Consider the following 20,028-nt stretch of genomic DNA (forward strand, 5'->3'; position numbering starts at 1 on the left):
AGCGCCCGGCCCGGTCAGAACCAGTCGCCGTCGGCGTAGGCGCTGCGGACGTGCGCCCGGAGGTATTCCCCCACCACGGCTGCGCCCAGGTCGCCGACGTCAGGGGCCACCACGCGGCCGTCCACCCGGCGTGCCAGGCGCTGGATGAAGCGCTCCAGCCCGGGATCGTTCCCAAGCCGGAAAAACGTGGTCTGCGTCCCAGCCCTTCCCAACCGGTCCAGCTCGGCAACGGTGGCCCGGATGGTTTCCGCGTCCGGCGGCCAGTTGAACCAGGAGTCTCCGTCCGGCAACAGGTGGGCGGTCGGTTCCCCGTCCGTCACCACCAGGAGAACAGGCTGCATGGAGGGGTGCCGGCGGAAGAAGCGGCCGGCCAGCAGCAGCCCGTGGTGGAGGTTGGTGCCCTGTTCCCGCAGGGCCGGCAGGGCCGTCAGTTCCGCAATGTCCATGGACTGGGCGTAACGGCCGAAGGTCACCAGCTGCAGCCGGTCACCGCGGAACCGGGTGGACACCAAGTGGTGCAGGGCCAGCGCCGTGCGCTTCATCGGGACCCACCGCCCCTCCGCGGCCATGGAAAAGGAGACGTCCACCAGCAACGCGACGGCGGCCTGGGTCCGGGCCTCGGTTTCGGTTACCTCGATGTCCCCGACGGCGAGGCGGAGTCCGCGCGCCGGATCGCCGCCGTCGGCCATGGTGCGGCGGATGGCGTTGGTCAAGGTGCGCGTCACGTCCCACGGCTCGGCGTCGCCGAACTCCCACTGGCGGCTGGAGCCGGACTGTTCACCGGCGGCCCCTGCCGTCCGGGTATCCCTGTTCCCCTGCCGCCCGGACAGCTGTTTGGCGGTGTCGCGCAGCAGCGACTTGCCGAGCCGGCGCATGGCCTGCGGCGAGAGCCGGAGGTCGCCGTCGGCGCCGCGGCGCAGGTAGCCGCCCTCCTGCATGGCCCGCTCGATTTCGGCAAGAGTGCGGGCGCTGACGGCCGCACCCTCACCAAGTTGACGGGCCAGCGCGTCGAGGTCAAGGTCATCGAGCCGGGATCCGTTGTAGGACTGGGACAGCTGTTCGGAGAGCTCATCAAGTTCCGCGATGTCCTGCAGGACGCCGGTTCCGTCGCCCAGGCCGAGTCCTTCCTGCCCCTCGAACCGTTCCGAGCCGCTCCAGTCCTCCCCTGGGCGCAGTGCCTGCAAGGAGGCGTCGAGCTCGCTGAGCTGGGCCATCAGTTCCGGCGAGCCGAATGCCTGGGCGGACAACTGCATCAATTCCGCGCGCTGTTCGGCGGACATGGACTGCAGGAGCCGCTGGGCGGCGGCGGCACGTTGCGCCAGGGCATCCACGAGCTCTTCCACTGATTGCGGGTCTTCCGGGAAGAACTGGCCGTGCTTGGCCATGAACTCCTGGAAATCGGCCTCGGTGTCTTCGCCGCGGCGGTGCTTCGCCAGCAGCCCGTTGAGGTCCCGGAGCATGGCATTGACGGCCTCGCGGTCCTCATCGGTGGCGCTCTCCAGCGCCTCTTTCATTCCGGCAAACCGCTGTTCCAGGACCTCCCGACCCAGCAGGTCCTTGATCCGGTCGTACGCTTCCTTGGCGGTTCCGGACTGCCAGTCGTAGGAGGCGAGCTCGTTGACCGCTGCGGCGGTGGAGGCCGGCAGGTTCTGGAGCTGCATCTCGCGGAAGTCGCGTTCGGTGTTGTCCATCATGGCGTCCCGGGCCAACTGCTTGCGTTCCTCCAGCACGGCAGTATCCAGGAGCTTCCTGACTTCCTCCAGCGTGCCGTCCAGCCGGTGCCTGCTGAGCAGGTCCCGCCGCCGCTCCTGCACGCGGCGGGCAAGGTCGTCCAGGCCTTCGCGGTTCCGTACACCTCGCCGCAGGAACTCTTGCAGGGCATGCCGCGGCGAATAGCCTGCCATCACGTCCTCGGCGACGGCGTCGAGCACTTCCGCCAGGTCCACCGGCGGAGCCAGGGGGTCCGGGCCGCCGGTGTACCGGCCGTACCTGGCGGACCTTTTGTGGATGGCCATGCTGCCTCCTGCGCCTAGCCGTAGATGGTTTCCTCGTCGTCGGACTCCTTGGAGATCCGCCGGCCCAGGTAGAGCCCTTCCAAGGCCAGTTCGACGGCGGCAGCCCGCTGCCCGTCGTTCGTCGCACCCAGGCGGCGGCCGATTTCGTCGTAGAGACCGGAGCCGTTGAGGGACGGGAGGTTAGCGAGGAACTCCTGTGCCGTGACTTGCTCCCCGGTGGTGACGGTTCGGTGGCCGTCCAGGGCCGATACGAGCGGTCCCATATCGAGGCCTTGGAAGTGGGCCCTGACGGCCTCTGCGGTGGCGGTGCGGAGGAGGTGGTCGAGGATGCCTTGTTCGCGGCCTTCCTCACCCGATTCGAACTCGATCTTGCCGGTCAGGACTTCCACGGCAGGTTCGAGGTCGATGATCCGGGCCACGGCGTGGTCCTCCCCGCGGAGCCGGGCCCGGCGGAGCGCCGCCGCGGCCACGGTTTCGGCACCGGCGATCGCGAACCTGGCCGAAACTCCGGAGGCCTGGTTGATGGCCGGGGACTCGCGCAGCGCCCGGGTGTAGCGGGCAAGGATCTCCAGGATGAAGGGCGGGACGTCAGCCACCAGCCGGCCCTCCTGCCGGATGACGGAGACCTCGTCCTCGAGTTCGATCGGGTAGTGGGTCCTGATCTCGGCACCGAAGCGGTCCTTCAGCGGGGTGATGATCCGGCCGCGGTTGGTGTAGTCCTCCGGGTTGGCGGAGGCCACAACAAGCACGTCGAGGGGCAGCCGCAGTACGTACCCGCGGATCTGGATGTCACGTTCCTCCATCACGTTCAGCATGGACACCTGGATGCGTTCGGCCAGGTCCGGGAGCTCGTTGATGGCGATGATGCCGCGGTTGGAGCGCGGAATAAGCCCGTAGTGGATGGTCTCCGGATCCCCGAGCCTTCGGCCCTCGGCCACGCGCATGGGGTCGACGTCGCCGACGAGATCCGCCACGGACGTGTCCGGCGTTGCGAGCTTCTCGACGTACCGTTCGGAACGGTGCCGCCAGCCGATCCTCAACCGGTCCCCCTCGGCCCGGACGCGGGCCAGGGACTGTTCGGTGATCGGCTGATAGGGGTGTTCGTTCAGTTCCGAGTCCTCAATCACCGGGGACCATTCGTCCAGCAACCCGGCCAAGGTGCGGAGCAGGCGGGTTTTGCCCTGTCCGCGTTCTCCCAGCAGCACGAGGTCATGGCCGGCGATCAGGGCTCGCTCAAGCTGGGGCAGGACGGTCCGGCTGAACCCATAGAGGCCAGGCCACGGGTCACGACCTGCTGCCAGGGCGGCGAGGAGATTGTCGCGGATTTCGTGCCTCAGATCCTTGAGGACATGGCCCGCTGCTCGGAGTTCACCAACGGTGTAGATTTCGGGGCGGTCAGTCACTCCTCTACCGTAATCCCCGCCCTGAAGGTAATCGATAGATTCCTCCAGATTCCTGGACCGACATGCCGGCCGCCGGCAGGAGCCGGCGTATCACTGGGGTTCGGGGCGTCCTTGCACGGCCGCCGCGGCAGCCGGCGCCGCCTGCTCAAGGTAGGCGCCGATGTGTTCCAGGAGGTAGTGCTGTCCGGCCACGGTGGGGTGGTCGCCGTCGGGGCCGATCAAGTCATCGAAGTCGCCGCTGATCCAGCCCTCGGCGATGGGGTCCACGAATTCGCCTCCGGCCCGGGCCGCGGCGGCCTTGAGCTGGCTGCTGATCTCCAGGAGCCCGGGGTCCGGGTCCGGGGAGTACGACGGCGGTCCCACCACAATGATTTTCGCTTCCGGGGCGAGCGTCTCGGCCCGGTCCATCGCCGCCAGCGCGGCGTCGCCAATTTCATCGGACGCGTAGCCGAGGTCGTTTTCCGAGCCGAAGAACACCACAATCCCCGTTTTGGCGTTGACGAGCTCCTCAACCTGGGTGCCAAACGTGCCGTCAAAATCGCCGGGGCTGACGTATCCACTGCCGTCTTCTGCTGCGTTGACCACTTCCAGGCCGGCGCCTACGGGGTCGTTGCGCATCAGGGCCGGCCAGGCTTCCTGCGGCGAGGTGCCGTGGCCGGTGCTGAGCGAGTCCCCCACCACTACCACCCGGACCGGGGCCTCCCCCGTGGCCGGCGGCTGGGTTTGCGCCGCGCTGCCTGACGTAACGGCCAGCAGGACGCCGAACGTGCCGGCAGCAACGAGCCTGGCCGGGTGCCCGCGCAGCGGCACGGTGTGTTGCATGGGTGCCGCCTCCTGCCTGGAATCCGGCGGCGGCTAAGTCGCCGGCCGCCACGTTATTGTCGTTTGTCCGTGTCCCATCGTAGGCATTCAGTGAGGATACTGTAGTGCCGGCGGGGCCAATGCGACAGATCGCACAGCAACTCCACAGCCAATTCACACCTTCTGCATCGGTTGCCTGCCGGGCGGCCGGACCCGTCCGGCAGGCCTGGAGTGGCCGCCCGGGACCGGCCCCGGGTGGTCAGCCCTGGTGCGGGACAACCACCGCGCGGGCGCTCAGCTTCCCCTCCGCCAGCCGGCGGTAGGCGTCCAGGCCGTCGTCAAGGGAGAAGGTCTCGATCTCCGGTACGATCTGGCCCGCCCGGTACATGTCCACCACCTCGTGGAGCTCCTCGATGGTGCCCCAGTACGTGTTGGTGATGGTGGATTCGTAGGGCGTGTTGAAGAACGTCCATTCGTGGACTCCGCCGGCGATGCCCACCACGGTCAGCCGTCCGCCCTGGGCCATGGACCCGGTGGCGGTGGCGATGGTGGGGGTGACGCCCACGAAGTCGAAGGCCGCGTCCACGCCCCGGCCGCCGGTAAGCTCACGGATTTTGGCCACCTGGTCCGGGCCGCCGGGCACGGTGACGGCCCCTGCCGCTTCAGCCTTGGCCATGGCCTCCGGCTTCATGTCGGTGGCAATGATGGTGGCGCCCGTGAGTGCCGTGAGGATCTGGACTGCGATCTGTCCCAGCCCGCCGAGTCCCACCACCAGCGCGAAGCGGCCTCCGCCGTTCAGGTGCGGAAGGGCAGTCTTGATGGCGTGGTAGGGCGTCAGGGCGGCGTCGGCCAGCGGTGCCGCGGCAATCGGATCCGCCGCACCGAGCGGAATGAGGTTGCGCACCGGGACGGTGACGTATTCGGCCATGCCGCCGTCCCGTCCAAGTCCGATACCCAGGTAGGGGTTGGTCGCCGCATTCTCGCAGTAGGTGTCCTGGCCGCGGGAGCATGCCTTGCAGTGCCCGCAGCCGATGGGCCCGTACACCAGGTAGGCGTCGCCGACGTTGATGCCGTCGACGCCGGGGCCGAGCGCTTCAACCCACCCGGAGTTCTCGTGGCCCAGGATGAAACCTTTCGACATGTTTCCGGGCACCTCAGCCGTGAAATCCTCGAAGATGCTCACATCCGAGTGGCAGGCACCCGCGCCGGCCACCTTGAGCAGGACTTCGCCGGGCCCGGGAACGGGCCGGGCCACTTCCTGAAGCTCGGGAAACTGCTTCCATTCGTTGAACACTATGGCGCGCATGCTGCTGCCCTCTTCTTTCTGTTGCATTGTTGTGGGTTTCTGCTTCAGCGGGCGGTGTAGCCGCCGTCGAGCACGAGTTCGGACCCGGTCATGAACGCGGCGTCGTCGCTGGCGGCGGGCAGGATGCCGCCGCCACGTCCTCAGGGCGGCCCAGCCGAGACCTGGGAATGGTGGTGCTTCCTTTCAACCGTGAGCCGAAGGTACAGTGGCCCGATCGAACTATCCAACAAATGTTGGATAGTTAGAACGCTACGCCCGCGGGGGCGGTATATCCACCGCCGGCGGCCAAGATCACCAGGGAGTGTGACCGGCATGACAAAAGGACCGGATCAGGGCACGGAGGTACCGGCTGCCCGCGATCCCCGCGCGGCCAGGAGCCATGCCAGGCTCGCCGCCGCCATCCTGGCACTGGCAGCGGACCACGACGCCGGGACACTGGGGGCCGCGCAGGTCGCCGCTGCCGCGGGGGTCAACAGGTCGACGTTCTACCAGCACGCGGCATCCCCCGCCGCCTTGCTGCGGCAGGTCCTCTCCGCCGAACTGGATGCCCTGCGGGACGAGCACCTCTCCGTGTCCGGCGGCGACATTGGCCACGCCGTCGCAGCCGTAACCGCCGGGGTGGTCCGCCACGTGGATGCGCACCGCCGGATCTACCGCCACGGCCTGGCCGCCGAGCCGGGAACTGCGGGGTTGCACGGCATGCTCGGCGCCCATTTCGAAGGTTCGGTCCGCCTGCTGATCGAACGCCGGGCCATCGCCGTTCCGGCACCGGGTGGCCGCGACGTCCCGCCGCCCATGGTGGCGCGGTTCATTGCCTACGGCGTGGTGGGGGCACTGGAGTCACGCCTCCTGGAGGATCAGCCCCGGCCGGCGGAGGAATTCCTGGCGGACCTGTGGCAACTGCTTCCGGACTGGTGGCCCATCGGCTGACAAGACCGCTCCCTAGAACTTGCCGTACCGGGCCCGCGCCATGGAGTACACGCCGTAGCAGATGAGGCCGGCGGCGATGGCCGCGAGCAGGAACACGCCGTAGGGCTGTGAACCCAGTGCCTTCAGGCCGCCATCCAGTCCCGAAGACTTGGACGGATCGGCAGTCGCAGCCGCCACGATAATCAGGACACCAACGACGGCGAGGACCACTCCTTTGGCGATGTAGCCCACGGTGCCGAGCCACTCGACAGCGGTGCGGGCGTTTCCGGGATCCTGCAGGTCTTCCATGAACTTTCGGGTGAAGCCCCGGTACGCGTAGTAAACGCCGGCGGCAACGATCGCCAAGCCGACAACGACCAGCAGCACCACTCCAGCGGGCGCAGCCATGAGCTTGGCCGTGAAGTCACTGGCCGACTGGCTGGAACTCTTGGAACCGCCCGTCGCGAACACGGCGAACGTGAAGGCCAGGAAACCGAACACCACGGCCTTTCCGGCAGCGGATCCTGCCTCTTTCAGCTTCTTCTTCGAATCACTTTCGGAACGCGCACCAAACACGGCTTCGCCGACCATCCACAGAGCGAGGGCCGCGCAGGCAACCGCCCCTGCCCACAGGAGGATTCCGCCGCCGGGTTTTGAGGCAAGGGATCCGATCGCCCCTGACTGGTCCGCTTCCCCGCCCTGGCCCCTGTCCAGCTGCAGGGCGATCACGCCGATCAACACGTGGACCAGGCCGATGAACACGAAGCCGGCACGGGCCAGAATGCGTAACGCCGGGCTGCGGCTGGCCGATGCCGCTTCCGAAACTGCCCGGTTAGCTCCCTGCGACGCGTTGCCCATGGTCCGCCCTTCCAGCTATGTAGTTGATCCTCTGTTCCCACGCCAGCTTTCCCCGGCCGCAACGTGTCGCGGGATGCTTCAGTGTAGATCCGCGGGGACCATCCGGACAGGCCCCGGGTGCGGCCTTAGGCGCGGCTGACCGGCGCGTTTGTGCTCAGCGGGCAGGCTGGCAGAGCCTGTCCAGCGCCTCGTTGAGGGTGGACTCGATCTGGCCGTTGAGGAGGTCCCGGCGGCCGGTGCTGGCGGGGTCTTCAACCTCGCCGGGCATGGGCGGCGCCGTGACCGTCATTGCGGCTTGGTAGCGCCCGTCGTCGCTGCTGACGGCAACGGTCTGGAAGTCCCGGAACGAGCCCTTGCCTTCCTGCCGCATGGCCGGTGAACACTGATCCGCGAAGCGCCACAATCCCAGCCCGAAGCGGCCAAAGCCGGGGCTGGTCTTCATCTCCCGCAGCGAGGACGGGGAAACGGCCCGGCCTTGGAGGAGTGCGGCCATAAAAAGGTTCAGGTCCGCCACCGTTGACACCACACCGGATGCCGGGGAGCCGGCGACGGACGCGTCGTCGGTGGTGTCGATACGCTCGCCGTGAAGGGTGACGTAGCCATGGAGGATGTTTGGTGCCCGCGCGTCCGGCCGGTCCAGGGTGCTGTCCTTCAGCCCCAACGGGGAGAACACCTGTTCCAGCATGACCTGCGCGAATGGCTTATGGCGCAAGGCTTCCACCACGAGGCCCAGGACCACGTAGTCGGTGGTGGAGTATGTGAACAGTCCGACGTCGGAGGCCCGCCAAGGCAGCGTCCCGGCGGCCTGCACCTGCTGCTCGAGGTCCAGGGCCTGCGACAGTGCCGGGCGGAAGTCCACGTCATGGGGCAGTGCCGTGGCGGCGTCCGGCATCCCGGAAGTGTGACTCAGCAACTGGCGCACAGTGAGCGGTCCGGGCGGCCGCAGCAGGCCCGCGAGTTCAGGGACGGCGTCGATAACAGGGTCATCAAGGCCGATGAGATGGTCATCGACGAGCCGAAGCACCGCGACGGCGGTCATCGCTTGGGTGACGCCTGCTATCTCCACCCTGTCCGTGGGCTGCGCCGGGTCCAGGGAGTCGAGGTCGCGCACGCCAAAGGCCTGTGACCATTCGCCGCCCGGCCACCGGACCTGGACAACGGCCGAGACGGCGCCTTGGTTCAGGAACAGCTGGATCTGCTGCACCATAGGCTCCAAGGCAGGGGGAAAGGTACCGGGCGGAAGGGGGTCGTCCGTGTAGGTGCAGCCGGAGACGGAGAGGGCCACCGCGAGCGCCGCCCGCCTCACGATGCGGTTTTTCGAGCCCACACCTCATGGTAGGGCGGCCCGCGCCTTATTGACATGCCGGGGCCGCTGCCCATAATTGGTGGCAGCACTTCAGTGAGACCGGAGAATGGCATGACGCGTTTGGTGAGCTCACTGCTGAGGCCCCGCAACAATTCAGAGCAGCGCGGACACGACCTTCTGGTCCACACCGACGTCAACCAGCGGCAGGCCGTCCTGGTGGAACTGCAGGTGGGGCACGGGACGTTGGCCACATCCGCGGGGGCCCGGTTCGCCACGCTCTTCAACGACACCTTTTCATCGGTTGCGGATCCGCCTGCCCCGCCGCTGCAGGTCTCAACCCTGTACCTCCAGTGCCGGCTCCGGCCCGACGAGCTCACCGACCTCCTGGCCGCAGATGCGGCACACGGGGTTGCGGAGCGCACCATCTACCGTGTGTGGCCCGACTACATTGTGCGTCCGCACATCGACAGGTCGGCCGCCACTGTGCAGGCCGATGCCGCCCTGCGCACATTCGGGGCCTCGGGCCGCGGATGTGTATGGGCCGTCATCGACTCGGGCATCGACGGCACGCACCCGCATTTCCTTCCTGTCCTCGCGGGAAAAGCGGACAACCTGCATGACCCGCGGGTGGCGGATCTCCACCGCGACTTCACGGCTCTGGTCTCCGGCCCGGATGCCGACGGCTCGGCTCCCCAGGACGCAGGAGCCGTCCGCTCAGCCAAGGACCTGGTCCCGCAGGACCCGGCACCTGCCCTGGTGGACGACGTCGGACACGGGACACACGTGGCAGGGATCATCGCCGGCTCCGCTCCCCCGGCGGCAGTCATCATGATGAGCCGCTCCACCCCGGACGGGCTGCCTGAATGGACACCGCGGGAACTGGACCCCGGCCGGTCTCTGGCCGGCCTGGCTTCCGAGGCCCTGCTGGTGAGCCTGAAGGTCCTCAACAACCAGGAGCACACGCTGTCCAGCGCCGTGATCGCCGCACTGAACTACGTCAGGGCGGTCAACTCCTACGGCCGCAACATGGTGATCCACGGCGTCAACCTTTCGCTCGGCTGCGATTGGTACCCCGGTGACTTCGCAGCCGGCCAAAGCCCCCTGTGCCGGGAGATCGACCTGCTGGTGGGCTCCGGCGTCGTGGTGGTGGTCAGCGCAGGCAACGGTGGCGACGCCCGGGACGATAACGGCGACTTCTACGGCCGGCTCTCCACCATCACCGACCCGGGAAACGCAGCCAAGGCCATCACGGTCGGCTCAACGCACCGGGACCAGCCGCACGTCTTCGGGGTGTCCTATACATCCTCCAAGGGGCCCACCCTTGACGGGCGCCTGAAGCCGGATCTTGTAGCCCCCGGCGAGCGCATCACGTCAGCAGCAGCCGGAAAGACCCGCAGCCAGGTCCCGGGCTTCAAGGACGCGACCGCTCCCATGCCCTGCTACGTCGAGGACAGCGGAACCTCGATGGCTGCCCCGCACGTTTCAGGAGCCATCGCCGCGTTCCTCTCGGCCCGGCCGGAATTCATCGGCAAGCCTGAGGTGGTCAAAGACCTGTTCATGCAAAATGCAAGCTCGCTGGGCCGGCACCCGTTCTTCCAAGGCAGCGGCCTGGTGGACCTGATGCGGGTCCTGAACTCGATCTGACCACCCACCAGCCAGGAGCAGCCATGACCGGTCGCATCGGGGACCTCGACTACTACGAGCTGGCCTTCGCCGCCGATGGCAACCCAGACCCTGGAAACCCGGCAGACGGTGCTTCCCTGGCCGCCGCCGTTGCGGACGGCGGCATCCGTGACCTTTTCGTCTTCTCCCACGGCTGGAACAGCGATGTCCAGTCCGCGCGCAGCCTCTACCAGTGGATGTTCGGCAATCTGTCCGACCAGCTGGGACAACAGGCGGAAGGCTGCGCCGCCGTCGGAATCATCTGGCCGTCCCTGCTCTTTCCCGAGGACCAGGCAACCGCCGCGCCGGCAGCCCCGTCCACGGGGGCGGCACTGGCGGCGCACCTGGCTCCGGCGTTCCCCCGGAACGAGCAGGACCTCGGCGCGATCGGAGACCTGCTGGACCGGCAACCGGAAGATCCGCAGGACCTCGAACGCTTCCACCACCTTGCGCTCCGGCTGGTCAGCTCCCCCGTGCCCCCGCCCGAATCCGAGGACTCGAACCTGCAGGCAGCGTTGGCAGCCACCACAGCGCCCCTCCTGACCCACGCCGCCGCGCTCGCCGCCCCGTCGCAGTCGAGTGCGCAGGACATCGGGAACCCCTTCGGCATGCTGTGGAAAGGCGCCCGTGAGGTGCTGCGCGCGTTCAGTTACTACGAAATGAAGAACCGTGCCGGTGTCATCGGCAGTCAGGGACTGGGCCCGTACCTCGGTTCCCTCGCAGGACCCGGCGGCCAACCGCGCATCTACCTGATGGGGCACAGCTTCGGGGCCCGGCTGGTGGCCAACGCGCTCGCCGGGCTGCCGGCCTCCGCTGTTGGCCCTGGCAGCCCCGTCAAGTCGCTCTACCTCATCCAAGGGGCCTTCTCACACTTCAGTTTCGCGTCCCCGCTGCCCACCGACCCCGCACGGTCGGGCCTCCTGGCATCCTGTGCCGGCCGGGTGGACGGGCCGTTCATCGCCACCTTCAGCAAAGCCGACCGCGCGGTGGGGACCTGGTATCCGACGGCAAGCTTCCTCCAGCGCCAGGACAACGAGGACGTCCATGACTTCATGTACCGCTGGGAGGGGATGGGCCATGACGGCTACCAGCAGGCCGGCGCAACGACGGTCCCCATGCGCCGGCCGGGTGAGTCCTACGGATTCAGCGCGGGCGGGTTCTACTGCCTTGACGCCAATGCGGTGATATCCCAGGACCAGAACCCCTTCGCCGGCGCCCACAGCGATATCCGGCACCCCGAGGTACTATGGCCGGTCGTGGACTCCTTCACTGCCGCCGCCGGACGGTGAGGCTCGCCGGCCAAGACCGGACAGCCGCCGACTCCCCCGCAGGCCGCCCCGTTTTCTGTTGCCGCAGGCAAATATCAGCCCAGCTCTGGACTCTTGGGCGGGGCCCAACCAGACTGTCTACAACAGCTGGCCGGGCGCGCCGACGGCGAGGTTTATTTCTACGGCGGAATTCCCGACGGCTGCATTTATTGGGGCTTTACCGTGATGCCTGTTCCACGGCATCGAAAGGACCTGGTCATGCCGGATTTCACCGCATTCTTCCCGCTTATTGCCACCATTCTGGCGGTGCTCGTCGCCATCGGATTCATTTGGACGGCAACAAAACTGATGTGGAAGGTGGCCGAACCCAACGAAGCCCTGATCATTTCCGGGCTGACCCGCGGAACCCTCGAAACCCGGGCCGGAATGGACTTCAAGATCGTCACCGGCAAGGGCGCCCTGGTGCTGCCCGGACTCCAGACGGTGCGGACCCTCTCGCTCACGCTGAATGAGACTGAGCTCAAAGTGTCCTGCGTTACTTCCCAAGGCATCCAAGTGATCGTGGAAGGGGTTGTCATTTACAAAATCGGCGATGCCCCGCCTTTTATTGCCAATGCGGCCCGACGTTTCCTGGGCCAGCAACCAAAAATGGAAAGCCAGGTCTATAACGTTTTTGAAGGGCACCTGCGCTCCATTATTGGCAGCATGACCATGGAGGAAATCATCCGCGAACGCGACAAGCTGGGTTCGCAGGTCCGCAGCGCCAGCGGCGTGGAAATGGAGAAGCTGGGCCTCGTGGTGGATTCGCTGCAGATCAAGGACCTGCAGGACCCCACCGGGTACATCCAGAACATCGCCAAGCCGCACATCGCGCAGGTGAAGATGGAGGCCCGCATTGCCGAGGCCACCCGCAACCGCGAGGCGGCCGAAAAGGAGGCGGAGGCTGCCGCGCTGATTGCCGACGCGCAGAGCGTCTCGGCGATCAGGCAGTCAGTGGCGCAGGCGAACGCCGAACGCGCCAAAGCCAACGCTGCGCAGGCCGGCCCGCTGGCGGAGGCCACGGCCCGGCAGCAGGTGGTGGTTCAGGAGACCGAAGTTGCCAAGCTGGAGGCGGACCGGGAAGAGCAGAAGCTGCAGACCACCGTCCGGAAGCCTGCCGATGCGAAAGCGTACGCCAAGCGCACCGATGCGGAGGGCCAAAAGGCCGCCGACATCTCCGCCGCAGAGGCCCTGGCCCGGCGCACCGAGCTTGAGGCCACGGCCAATGCCCGCCGAACGGAACTTCAGGCGCAGGCCAACGCCAACGCCGCAGCTGCTGCCGCCGGCGCCACCAAAGTCACCGGTGAGGCCGAGGCCGCAGCCACCAAGGCCAAGGGCGACGCGGCAGCGTCGGCAATCAAGGCCAAGGCCCTTGCAGAGGCGGACGGCATCAAGGCCCGGGCCGAGGCTTTGGGAACCAACCAGGACGCCGTCATTTCGCAGCAGCTCGCCGAAAACATGCCCGCGATCATCGCCGCAGCGGCCGAGCCCTTCTCCCACGTGGGGCAGATGACGGTCCTGAACGGCGGCGATGGGGTCAACAAGATGCTGGGCGGGATCCTGGCCCAGGTGGGTGACTATCTGCCGGCCCTCTCGTCAGCGCTCCGGAAGGGCGGCGAGGATAAGCGTGCGCCCAAGGCTCCGGGCGCGTAGGGACAGCCGATGCACAAAGAGGTGGACCGGAGCCTGACGGGAAAGATTGGGCGGGTGACCGGCCGCATCGGGCCGGGCACCATCGGGGAGGTCATGCTGCCGTACCTGGGCGGCATCATGGCGTTCCACGCCTACCCGTATGACAAATCAAGCGGCTTCGCGGTGGGCGAGGAAGTGCTGGTGATCTACTACGACCCGCCGCAGACGGTGTACGTGGACCAACTGCCCGATGTGCTGAAGCACCCGGCGTAAAGGCCCACGCACCGCCGCCGTTCCTAGCGGCCGCCCTCCATTTTGCGGCTTCGCTGCTCCTGCGCCATCGGCCCATACGGGTAGACCCCCGTCTGCGGCAGGCTGGCCTCGGTCAGCCTGCTGACTTCTTCACTGCTGAGCCGCAGGTCGGCAGCAGCCATGTTGTCGGCCAGCTGTTCGGTGGTTCGGGCTCCCAGGATCACCGAGGTCACGGCCGGCCGGTCCGCGAGCCAGGCCAAGGCCACCTGGGCGGGGCTTACCCCGTGGCCGGCGGCGATGTTTTCGACGGCGTCAATGACCGCCCAGGTCCGGGGGTTGTCATTGCGTGCCTTCCACGCCTCCATGCCGCGTTCGGGGTTTTCACCGAGGCGGGTTGCGCCGGCCGGACGCTGGTCCCGCTTGTACTTGCCGGACAACCAGCCGCCGCCCAACGGGGACCACGGCAGCAGGCCAATCCCTGCGTCGAGGGCCGCGGGGACAATCTCGAATTCGATGTCCCGGACCAGCAGGCTGTACTGCGGCTGCAGGCTCACGGGCGCGCTCCAGCCCTGGTTGCGCGCCGTGTGGACGGCCTTGGTCAGCTGCCAGCCGAGGAAGTTGGAGAAACCGTAGTAGGCGATCTTGCCCCGGCTCACGGCGTCGTCGAGGAAGCGGAGGGTCTCTTCCAGCGGCGTGATGGGGTCCCACGCGTGCAGCTGGTAGAGGTCGATCTGGTCCACCCCCAGCCTGCGGAGGGAATCGTCCAGGGCGCGCGTCAGGCGCCGCCGCGAGGTTCCGACGTCGTTCGGTGCCGTTCCCATGGGGAAGCGTCCCTTGGTGGCGATGACCGCCGTGTCCCGCAGCGCGGGACGCTGGGCCAGCCAGCGGCCAATGATCTCCTCCGACGTGCCCGAACTGTAGACGTCGGCGGTGTCGATGAAGTTTCCGCCCGCGGCGAAGTAGCTGTCCAGGATGGCGTGCGAATCTTCCTCAGTGGCTTCCGCGCCGAACGTCATGGTTCCGAGCGCGTAGTTGGTCACGACAGTGCCGCTGTGGCCCAGGGTTCTGTACTGCATGGATGTCCTTACGTTCAGGGATGGGTTGATGGAATGTTCCGGCCGGCCGCATCGCTTGTGCTGGTGCGGATCCGGTACAGGCTGGTGGTCGCGGTGAGATAGAGGTCCCGGCCGTCCGGGCCGCCGAAGCACAGGTTGGAAACCGTCTCCGGGACGTCGATGGAAGCCAGCAACTCGAAAGATGCGGAGTACATCCTGACGGCTGGGCCTGCGGAGGTCCAGATCCTGCCCTCGACATCGACCCGGAGTCCGTCGGCTGCCTGCCCGTCGGGGAGTTCCACCACGACGCGGCCGGGCCCGCAGGCGGAATCGCGAACGTCGTAGGCCACGATCCTCAGCGGCACCCCGTGGCTGGGCCCGGCGGTGTCCGCCACGTACAGGACAGTCTCGTCCGGGGAGAACGCCAGCCCGTTGGGGTGCACGAGGTCGGGGATCACGGCGTCAAGGTTTCCGGACGCCGGATCGAGACGGAACACGTAGCAGCCTCCGTATTCCTGCTCGCCCTCGTGCCCTTCCGTGGTGCCGGGAAGGATGCCGTAGGGCGGGTCGGTGAACCAGATGGACGCGTCGCCGGCAATGACCACGTCGTTGGGCGAGTTCAGCCTGTGGCCCCGGAAGGAATCAACCAGGCCGGTCACGGTGCCGTTCCTGTCCCGTTCCACCCGGCGTCGGCCGTGGCTGCACTGCACCACGCTGCCGTCGTGGTCGAGCGTGCGCCCATTGGTGAATTCGACGTTCTGCGCGTAGTCGCGGACGGCGCCGGTGGCGGGGTCGAATTCCAGGATGCGGTTGTTGGGAATGTCGCTCCAGCGCACGGTCTGCGTCGAGGGCACCCACACGGGCCCTTCAGCCCAGACGGTTCCCGTATATAGGCACTCCAAGGCGCCCGTCGTCAGTCCATCAGCCATCGGCGCACCTTCGCATAGGCACCACCATAGCCCCACGGCCGGGGCGGGGCGCCTGTCCCGCGCCGACGCCGTGGATCAGGCGGGAGGCCGTGCAGCCCGGGTGGCTGCGGGGTTACCAGACGGAGTCGCCGCGCAGGACGGCGTCGCTGCCGCCGTCGATGTAAACCACTTGGCCGCACAGGTGGGTATTTTCCTCGCCGCCGAGCCAGGCCAGCAGGCGGGCCACGGCGATCGGTTCGGCGATGCCGTTCAACGGCATCGGGACCATCGCAAGCAGGGCTTCCCGGCCTTCGGCTGTGTCAATCAGGCCCGCCGTCATGGGGGTGGCAATGATGCCGGGGGCGACGGCGTTGAGCGGGATGCCTGCGCCGGCCCATTCCGGGGTGGCTGCCTGCCGCCGGACCCAGCGTGAGAGCGCCAGCTTGGTGGAGGCGTAGATGAGTCCCCCTGTGGTTTCCGGTTCCCGGGCCAGGACCTCGGCGCGGGCAAGCGACGCCGCTTCGTCCCCTGCCGTGAGCAGGGAAACGAGGTCGGGGTCGCTGGGCATCAGGGCGGCCATCGAGGAGACCAGCACGGCCCGCGGGGAAGGGGATCCGGCCAGGAGCGGGCGCAGGCCATCAAGGGTGGCGACGGTGCCGAAGAAATTCACCGCCACGGTAGCCGGCGTGGGGGTGGCCAGGCCGGCCACCGCGTACACGGCGTCCACCTGCTCCGCCAGGTCCCGGACTCCCTGCACCAGCGCTGTCCGCCCTGCGGGGGTTGAAAGGTCGGCGGTCACGTCAGTGCCGTGGATGTCCACGCCAATGACGCGGCCGCCCCGCTGCTCCAGCAGCTCTTTGGTTGCCTTGCCAATGCCGGAGGCGGCGCCGGTGACGACTGATATCCGGGTCATTCGATCCCCTTAAGCGTTGCTGCGGTGACGTGTTCGGTTTCACAGTAGAGGGGGTGTTGGCGGGCAGGACAGGGTCCAACGGCCCCTGCGGCCCGGACCGGGCCGATGGCACCGGCGCTCCCTTGACCCCGCCAGAGGCCAGGCGTATACCGAAAGAATCATCATGCTGGCCCCCGCTGGGCCCTGTATGGAGCCGGCTGCCCCTGGTCTTCGACACAAATATCTGGAGTTGTGATGGGTAGCGAACGTTTCAACGTGCTCCGCGAACAGGTCCGCGGGCAGGTCATCGAAGAGGAGGACGCCGAGTATGAGGCCGCGCGCCTTGTCTACAACGGCATGATCAGCCGCCGTCCGGCAGCAGTCCTGCGGGTCTCGCAGGTGGCGGACGTCCTGGCGGCCGTCCGGTTCGCCAGGGGCCTCGGGATCGAGGTCGCCGTGCGTGGCGGCGGACACAGTGCCCCGGGATTTGGGACGGTCGACGGCGGCCTGGTCCTTGATTTCTCGGCCCGCCGCGGCGTCCGCGTAGACCCCGCGGCACGGCTGGCCCGGGTGGAGCCCGGCGCCACGTGGGCGGACTACAACCACGCTGCGCATGCGTTCGGGCTGGCCAGTACCGGCGGGATTATCGGTTCAACCGGGGTCGCCGGCCTCACGCTCGGCGGGGGCATCGGCTACCTTTCCCGGAAGTATGGGCTGAGCTGCGACAACCTTGCTTCAGCGGACGTGGTCCTTGCCGACGGGACCTTCGTCACGGCCAGCGACGCGGAAAACGTGGACCTTTTTTGGGCGCTGCGGGGCGGAAGCGGCAACTTCGGCGTGGTGACGTCGATGGAATTCCGGCTGCACCCGGTGGACATGGTGCATGTGGGGATCATGTTCTTCGATGCATCGGCCGGTGCCGCGGTGGGCGCTGCCTACCGGGAGTGGATCGCCGCCGAGCCCGACGAGATGGGGGCCTTCCTTGGATTCCACCAGGGACCGCCGGTCCCGTTCCTTCCCGAAGAATGGCACGGGAAGCCGGTGGCCGTGATTGCCGGCATGTGGACGGGCGATCTTGACGCGGGACCGGCACACTGGCAGAAGATGCTTGACGCGGGGACGGTGCTGGGCAGCTTTTTCGCACCCATGCCGTACCCGGCGCTGAACGTCATGTTCGACGGACTCAGCGGCGTTCCGGGACTGCAGGGTTACTGGAAGGCTGACTTCCTCCGCACCCTCAGCGACGAGGCGTTGCGGACCGCCGTCGAGTACGCACCGGGTATTCCCAGCGTCCACTCGGCCAACCACTTCTATCCGATCGACGGGGCGGTCCAGAGGGTGGCGCCCGAGGCCACCGCGTTCGCGTACCGCGACGTTGACTTTGCGCCGGTCATCGCGGCGCAGTGGCCCGACCCGGCGGAAAACGAGCGAAACATTGCCTGGGTCCGGGAATATTGGTCCGCGCTGCACGAGTTCTCCGAGCCCGGCGGCTACCTTAACTTCCAGGACGCCGACGACCAGTCCCGGATCGAGGACACCCTCGGATCGAACTATGCGCGGCTTGCCCACCTGAAGGCGAAGTACGACCCCGACAACTTCTTCCATGTGAACCAGAACATCAAGCCCGCCGCGGCAGGGGCCACGGCGCCATCGGAGGCGGCGCCGCACGAGGCCGCTGCGCCGCCCGCGGCACCTCCGGCCGAGGGCGCCGCAACGTCCTGAGGTGCAGTGGGCCCGTGCGGAAGGTGCCGGACCTACGGCCGGAGCTGAGCCCACACGGCGGCGGGGTCCACGGCAGTGCCGTCGGCAAACACGAACAGGCCGTCCCCGCGGAAGCCGGCGGCGTCCAGTTCGGTGGTGAGTCCGTTCCCGCCGAGTCCGACGACGGCCGCGTAATCTCCGTCAGCCGCCGGACCGGCGGTGCCGGCCCACGGAATGGCCACCTGCTCCCCCACCGGGTGCGGCGCCTCCGACTGCCACGTGCCGGCGTCGTCAAGGTCCTGCCCCCAGCCCACGGGACGGACCACACTGCTGAGCGTGGACCCGGCGGGGACCGGCCACCCGCCGATCCGCAGCCGCGCGGCCGCCCCGGACGCCCCGCGCACACGCACCAGGCGAAGCTCGACGGCGCCGCGCGTCACCGAAACAACCGTCACTTCCGGACCGGGCGTGGCAACCCCGGCAGCTCCGCTGCCGTGGTCCGGACCGCCGTCGGGATCGATCGCGATCCAGTGCGTGGCCGCACGGGAGGCGCCCACCTGCACCCCGCCGGCGCCGAATTGGCCCAGGAAATCAAACCCGGTGCGGTGCGTCAGCCGCCCGCCGGCATCGGCGAACACCACCGCGTTGTCCAAGGACTCGGACGCCAGGTCCGGGAAGGTGGCCGTGGAGTAACCCAGGCGTGCGTACAGCGGTGAATCAGCCACCCGGGTTCCGGGGTTGGCGTGGTCGGTTCCATGGTTACGGACCCGGACCACGCCGTCCGCTGCCGTGCCATCCACCTGCCAGCCCGGGGCCGGGATGAACAGCCGGGTGTCTGCGGTCTCCACCGGCAACGGCTCCTCGACGGCGGTCCACGCCGGGTGGTCCGCCGGAAGGGCCAGGCCCAGCATCCCCTTGGCCGCCCAGTAGGGCGAACCTGCGCCGGAGTAGGACTGCTTCATGCCCGGGAACTCGCCGTGGAACCCAATGGTGAGCAGGCCGTCGTCGTTCGTCGCCCCACGGCCCATGAAATAGGCCAGGACACCGGACGCTGCCCGCCGCGAGACACCGGGGCTCAACCGGTTATGGCCCAGCAGCTGGCCGCTCCAGAACGGGGCTGCCGCCGCAAAGCGGTAGATCAGGCTGCGGCCCTGGACCAGGGGCGCGCCGTCCGCCCCCACCAGGTGGATGGCGTCGTCGAGGAAGTCCGCCAGCCGGCCGCCGTCCAGCGCCGCCCGCGCCTGCACCCGGGGATCCCCGGGCGCCATGAGCTGCAGCAACTGCGGATACACCTGGAAGGCCCAGCCCACGTAGTGGTCGTACGCGCGCTCCGGCCCGTCGGCGAACCAGCCGTGGCCGCGGTGGAGGGAGTCATGGACGGCCAGGCCGGCGTCGATATCGGCATCCGAAGACCTGCCGCCAACGCCGGCGAGGAAGATCTCCACCATGATCTGGAACCACACCCAGTTGATTGGTGGGTAGGTTTCACCAATCACCGTCTCGAACCAGGCGATCAGTTGTTCCTGCACCCGGCGGGGCAACGTGTCCCAGAGGACGTCGCGGGTCAGGGCCAGTCCAACGGCCAGCGATGCGGCTTCCACCTTGGCCTGGTCCAGTTCGCCCGGCGTGGGCCAGCGGTCGGGGTTGGCGGGGTCGGTGCCGGCGTCGAGCCCTTTCGCGTACCAGTCCGCGAGCCAGCGGGTGCCCTCCGGGTCTCCGGCGATCCGGAAGGAGGCGAGCAGGAATGTGCGGGCGAAGGCTTCGAGCGAGTCGCTTCGGCGACCGTAGGCGCTGGTGGCGCCCGGCAGGAACAGGTTGGCGTGGTCGTCGGTGGCGAATCTGTGCGCCGAGCGCAGCAGGTGGTCCGCGTAGGCGCACCAGTGCTCACGGGTGAGGCCGGTGTAGGGCGACAAGTCCCGGTCCAGCGGGGGAAGGACAAGGGCGAGGGGACGTGCAGGGACAGGCATGGATTCCTAGGGGTGTGTGTTGCCCGCGGGCCGGGCAGTGGGCGGCCCGCGGAG

At 68.0% G+C, this 20,028-nt stretch carries 16 protein-coding genes; 6 read left to right on the forward strand and 10 right to left on the reverse strand.

Annotation, left to right across the window (positions count from 1 at the left end; all coding sequences use genetic code 11):
* Window positions 1-14: 14 nt before the first annotated feature.
* The 4 genes from QRM96_RS02230 to QRM96_RS02245 all read right to left on the reverse strand — a co-directional run bounded on the left by QRM96_RS02230 (window position 15) and on the right by QRM96_RS02245 (window position 5,525).
* Entirely contained in the window at window positions 15-2,015 is a 2,001-nt protein-coding gene (locus QRM96_RS02230; RefSeq protein WP_285318180.1) for a vWA domain-containing protein, read from the reverse strand.
* Window positions 2,016-2,029: 14 nt separating this feature from the next.
* On the reverse strand, window positions 2,030-3,418 hold the full coding sequence (locus QRM96_RS02235; RefSeq protein ID WP_285318181.1) for a sigma 54-interacting transcriptional regulator: 1,389 nt from the start codon (window positions 3,416-3,418) through the stop codon (window positions 2,030-2,032).
* A gap of 90 nt (window positions 3,419-3,508) precedes the next feature.
* Window positions 3,509-4,240, reverse strand: coding sequence for an SGNH/GDSL hydrolase family protein (locus tag QRM96_RS02240; RefSeq protein ID WP_285318183.1), 732 nt, complete (start codon window positions 4,238-4,240; stop codon window positions 3,509-3,511).
* A gap of 238 nt (window positions 4,241-4,478) precedes the next feature.
* A complete protein-coding gene (locus tag QRM96_RS02245; RefSeq protein ID WP_285318367.1) occupies window positions 4,479-5,525 on the reverse strand; it encodes an NAD(P)-dependent alcohol dehydrogenase in 1,047 nt (348 codons plus the stop codon).
* A 312-nt stretch (window positions 5,526-5,837) separates the two neighbouring features.
* On the opposite strand from QRM96_RS02245, the gene QRM96_RS02250 reads away from it, so the two are divergent.
* Complete coding sequence (locus QRM96_RS02250) at window positions 5,838-6,455, forward strand: TetR family transcriptional regulator (RefSeq protein ID WP_285318184.1); 618 nt, start codon at window positions 5,838-5,840, stop codon at window positions 6,453-6,455.
* A gap of 12 nt (window positions 6,456-6,467) precedes the next feature.
* On the opposite strand, the gene QRM96_RS02255 is transcribed toward QRM96_RS02250, so the two are convergent.
* Together QRM96_RS02255 and QRM96_RS02260 are read right to left on the reverse strand one after the other, a co-directional pair.
* A complete protein-coding gene (locus QRM96_RS02255; RefSeq protein ID WP_109044659.1) occupies window positions 6,468-7,292 on the reverse strand; it encodes a DUF1206 domain-containing protein in 825 nt (274 codons plus the stop codon).
* 154 nt (window positions 7,293-7,446) lie between these two features.
* On the reverse strand, window positions 7,447-8,619 hold the full coding sequence (locus QRM96_RS02260; RefSeq protein WP_285318185.1) for a serine hydrolase domain-containing protein: 1,173 nt from the start codon (window positions 8,617-8,619) through the stop codon (window positions 7,447-7,449).
* Window positions 8,620-8,709: 90 nt separating this feature from the next.
* Here QRM96_RS02260 and QRM96_RS02265 point away from each other — a divergent pair, with 90 nt between their 5' ends.
* From QRM96_RS02265 to QRM96_RS02280, 4 genes are all read left to right on the forward strand, one after another.
* Complete coding sequence (locus tag QRM96_RS02265; protein ID WP_285318186.1) at window positions 8,710-10,242, forward strand: S8 family serine peptidase; 1,533 nt, start codon at window positions 8,710-8,712, stop codon at window positions 10,240-10,242.
* Between the two features lie 23 nt (window positions 10,243-10,265).
* The gene (locus QRM96_RS02270; RefSeq protein WP_285318188.1) at window positions 10,266-11,549 is read left to right on the forward strand and encodes a serine/threonine protein kinase; all 1,284 of its coding nucleotides are present in this window, start codon (window positions 10,266-10,268) and stop codon (window positions 11,547-11,549) included.
* 237 nt (window positions 11,550-11,786) lie between these two features.
* Window positions 11,787-13,220 (forward strand): flotillin family protein, encoded by a 1,434-nt coding sequence (locus tag QRM96_RS02275; RefSeq protein WP_285318190.1) that lies wholly within the window; start codon window positions 11,787-11,789, stop codon window positions 13,218-13,220.
* 9 nt (window positions 13,221-13,229) lie between these two features.
* The gene (locus QRM96_RS02280; RefSeq protein ID WP_109044663.1) at window positions 13,230-13,472 is read left to right on the forward strand and encodes an NfeD C-terminal domain-containing protein; all 243 of its coding nucleotides are present in this window, start codon (window positions 13,230-13,232) and stop codon (window positions 13,470-13,472) included.
* 23 nt (window positions 13,473-13,495) lie between these two features.
* Here the strand turns inward: QRM96_RS02280 and QRM96_RS02285 are convergent, their stop codons facing one another.
* The 3 genes from QRM96_RS02285 to QRM96_RS02295 form a co-directional block, all read right to left on the reverse strand.
* On the reverse strand, window positions 13,496-14,527 hold the full coding sequence (locus QRM96_RS02285) for an aldo/keto reductase (protein WP_109044664.1): 1,032 nt from the start codon (window positions 14,525-14,527) through the stop codon (window positions 13,496-13,498).
* A gap of 14 nt (window positions 14,528-14,541) precedes the next feature.
* On the reverse strand, window positions 14,542-15,435 hold the full coding sequence (locus QRM96_RS02290) for an SMP-30/gluconolactonase/LRE family protein (RefSeq protein ID WP_285318192.1): 894 nt from the start codon (window positions 15,433-15,435) through the stop codon (window positions 14,542-14,544).
* 112 nt (window positions 15,436-15,547) lie between these two features.
* The gene (locus tag QRM96_RS02295; protein ID WP_109044665.1) at window positions 15,548-16,327 is read right to left on the reverse strand and encodes an SDR family oxidoreductase; all 780 of its coding nucleotides are present in this window, start codon (window positions 16,325-16,327) and stop codon (window positions 15,548-15,550) included.
* A 234-nt stretch (window positions 16,328-16,561) separates the two neighbouring features.
* Here QRM96_RS02295 and QRM96_RS02300 point away from each other — a divergent pair, with 234 nt between their 5' ends.
* Window positions 16,562-18,028 (forward strand): FAD-binding oxidoreductase, encoded by a 1,467-nt coding sequence (locus QRM96_RS02300; protein WP_285318195.1) that lies wholly within the window; start codon window positions 16,562-16,564, stop codon window positions 18,026-18,028.
* A 32-nt stretch (window positions 18,029-18,060) separates the two neighbouring features.
* Here QRM96_RS02300 and QRM96_RS02305 read toward each other — a convergent pair whose 3' ends face one another.
* The gene (locus tag QRM96_RS02305; protein ID WP_285318196.1) at window positions 18,061-19,974 is read right to left on the reverse strand and encodes a DUF2264 domain-containing protein; all 1,914 of its coding nucleotides are present in this window, start codon (window positions 19,972-19,974) and stop codon (window positions 18,061-18,063) included.
* Between the last annotated feature and the right edge of the window lie 54 nt (window positions 19,975-20,028).

This window comes from Pseudarthrobacter sp. lyk4-40-TYG-27 (assembly GCF_030209295.1).
Taxonomy (GTDB): domain Bacteria; phylum Actinomycetota; class Actinomycetes; order Actinomycetales; family Micrococcaceae; genus Arthrobacter.

Excerpts from the sequence above, each read along its gene's own strand:
- QRM96_RS02240 (WP_285318183.1), bottom strand. The coding sequence starts at position 4,240 with ATGCAACACACCGTGCCGCTGCGCGGGCACCCGGCCAGGCTCGTTGCT.
- QRM96_RS02305 (WP_285318196.1), bottom strand. The coding sequence starts at position 19,974 with ATGCCTGTCCCTGCACGTCCCCTCGCCCTTGTCCTTCCCCCGCTGGAC.
- QRM96_RS02280 (WP_109044663.1), top strand. The coding sequence starts at position 13,230 with ATGCACAAAGAGGTGGACCGGAGCCTGACGGGAAAGATTGGGCGGGTG.
- QRM96_RS02265 (WP_285318186.1), top strand. The coding sequence starts at position 8,710 with ATGACGCGTTTGGTGAGCTCACTGCTGAGGCCCCGCAACAATTCAGAG.
- QRM96_RS02245 (WP_285318367.1), bottom strand. The coding sequence starts at position 5,525 with ATGCGCGCCATAGTGTTCAACGAATGGAAGCAGTTTCCCGAGCTTCAG.
- QRM96_RS02275 (WP_285318190.1), top strand. The coding sequence starts at position 11,787 with ATGCCGGATTTCACCGCATTCTTCCCGCTTATTGCCACCATTCTGGCG.
- QRM96_RS02255 (WP_109044659.1), bottom strand. The coding sequence starts at position 7,292 with ATGGGCAACGCGTCGCAGGGAGCTAACCGGGCAGTTTCGGAAGCGGCA.
- QRM96_RS02295 (WP_109044665.1), bottom strand. The coding sequence starts at position 16,327 with ATGACCCGGATATCAGTCGTCACCGGCGCCGCCTCCGGCATTGGCAAG.
- QRM96_RS02300 (WP_285318195.1), top strand. The coding sequence starts at position 16,562 with ATGGGTAGCGAACGTTTCAACGTGCTCCGCGAACAGGTCCGCGGGCAG.
- QRM96_RS02270 (WP_285318188.1), top strand. The coding sequence starts at position 10,266 with ATGACCGGTCGCATCGGGGACCTCGACTACTACGAGCTGGCCTTCGCC.
- QRM96_RS02250 (WP_285318184.1), top strand. The coding sequence starts at position 5,838 with ATGACAAAAGGACCGGATCAGGGCACGGAGGTACCGGCTGCCCGCGAT.
- QRM96_RS02290 (WP_285318192.1), bottom strand. The coding sequence starts at position 15,435 with ATGGCTGATGGACTGACGACGGGCGCCTTGGAGTGCCTATATACGGGA.
- QRM96_RS02230 (WP_285318180.1), bottom strand. The coding sequence starts at position 2,015 with ATGGCCATCCACAAAAGGTCCGCCAGGTACGGCCGGTACACCGGCGGC.
- QRM96_RS02285 (WP_109044664.1), bottom strand. The coding sequence starts at position 14,527 with ATGCAGTACAGAACCCTGGGCCACAGCGGCACTGTCGTGACCAACTAC.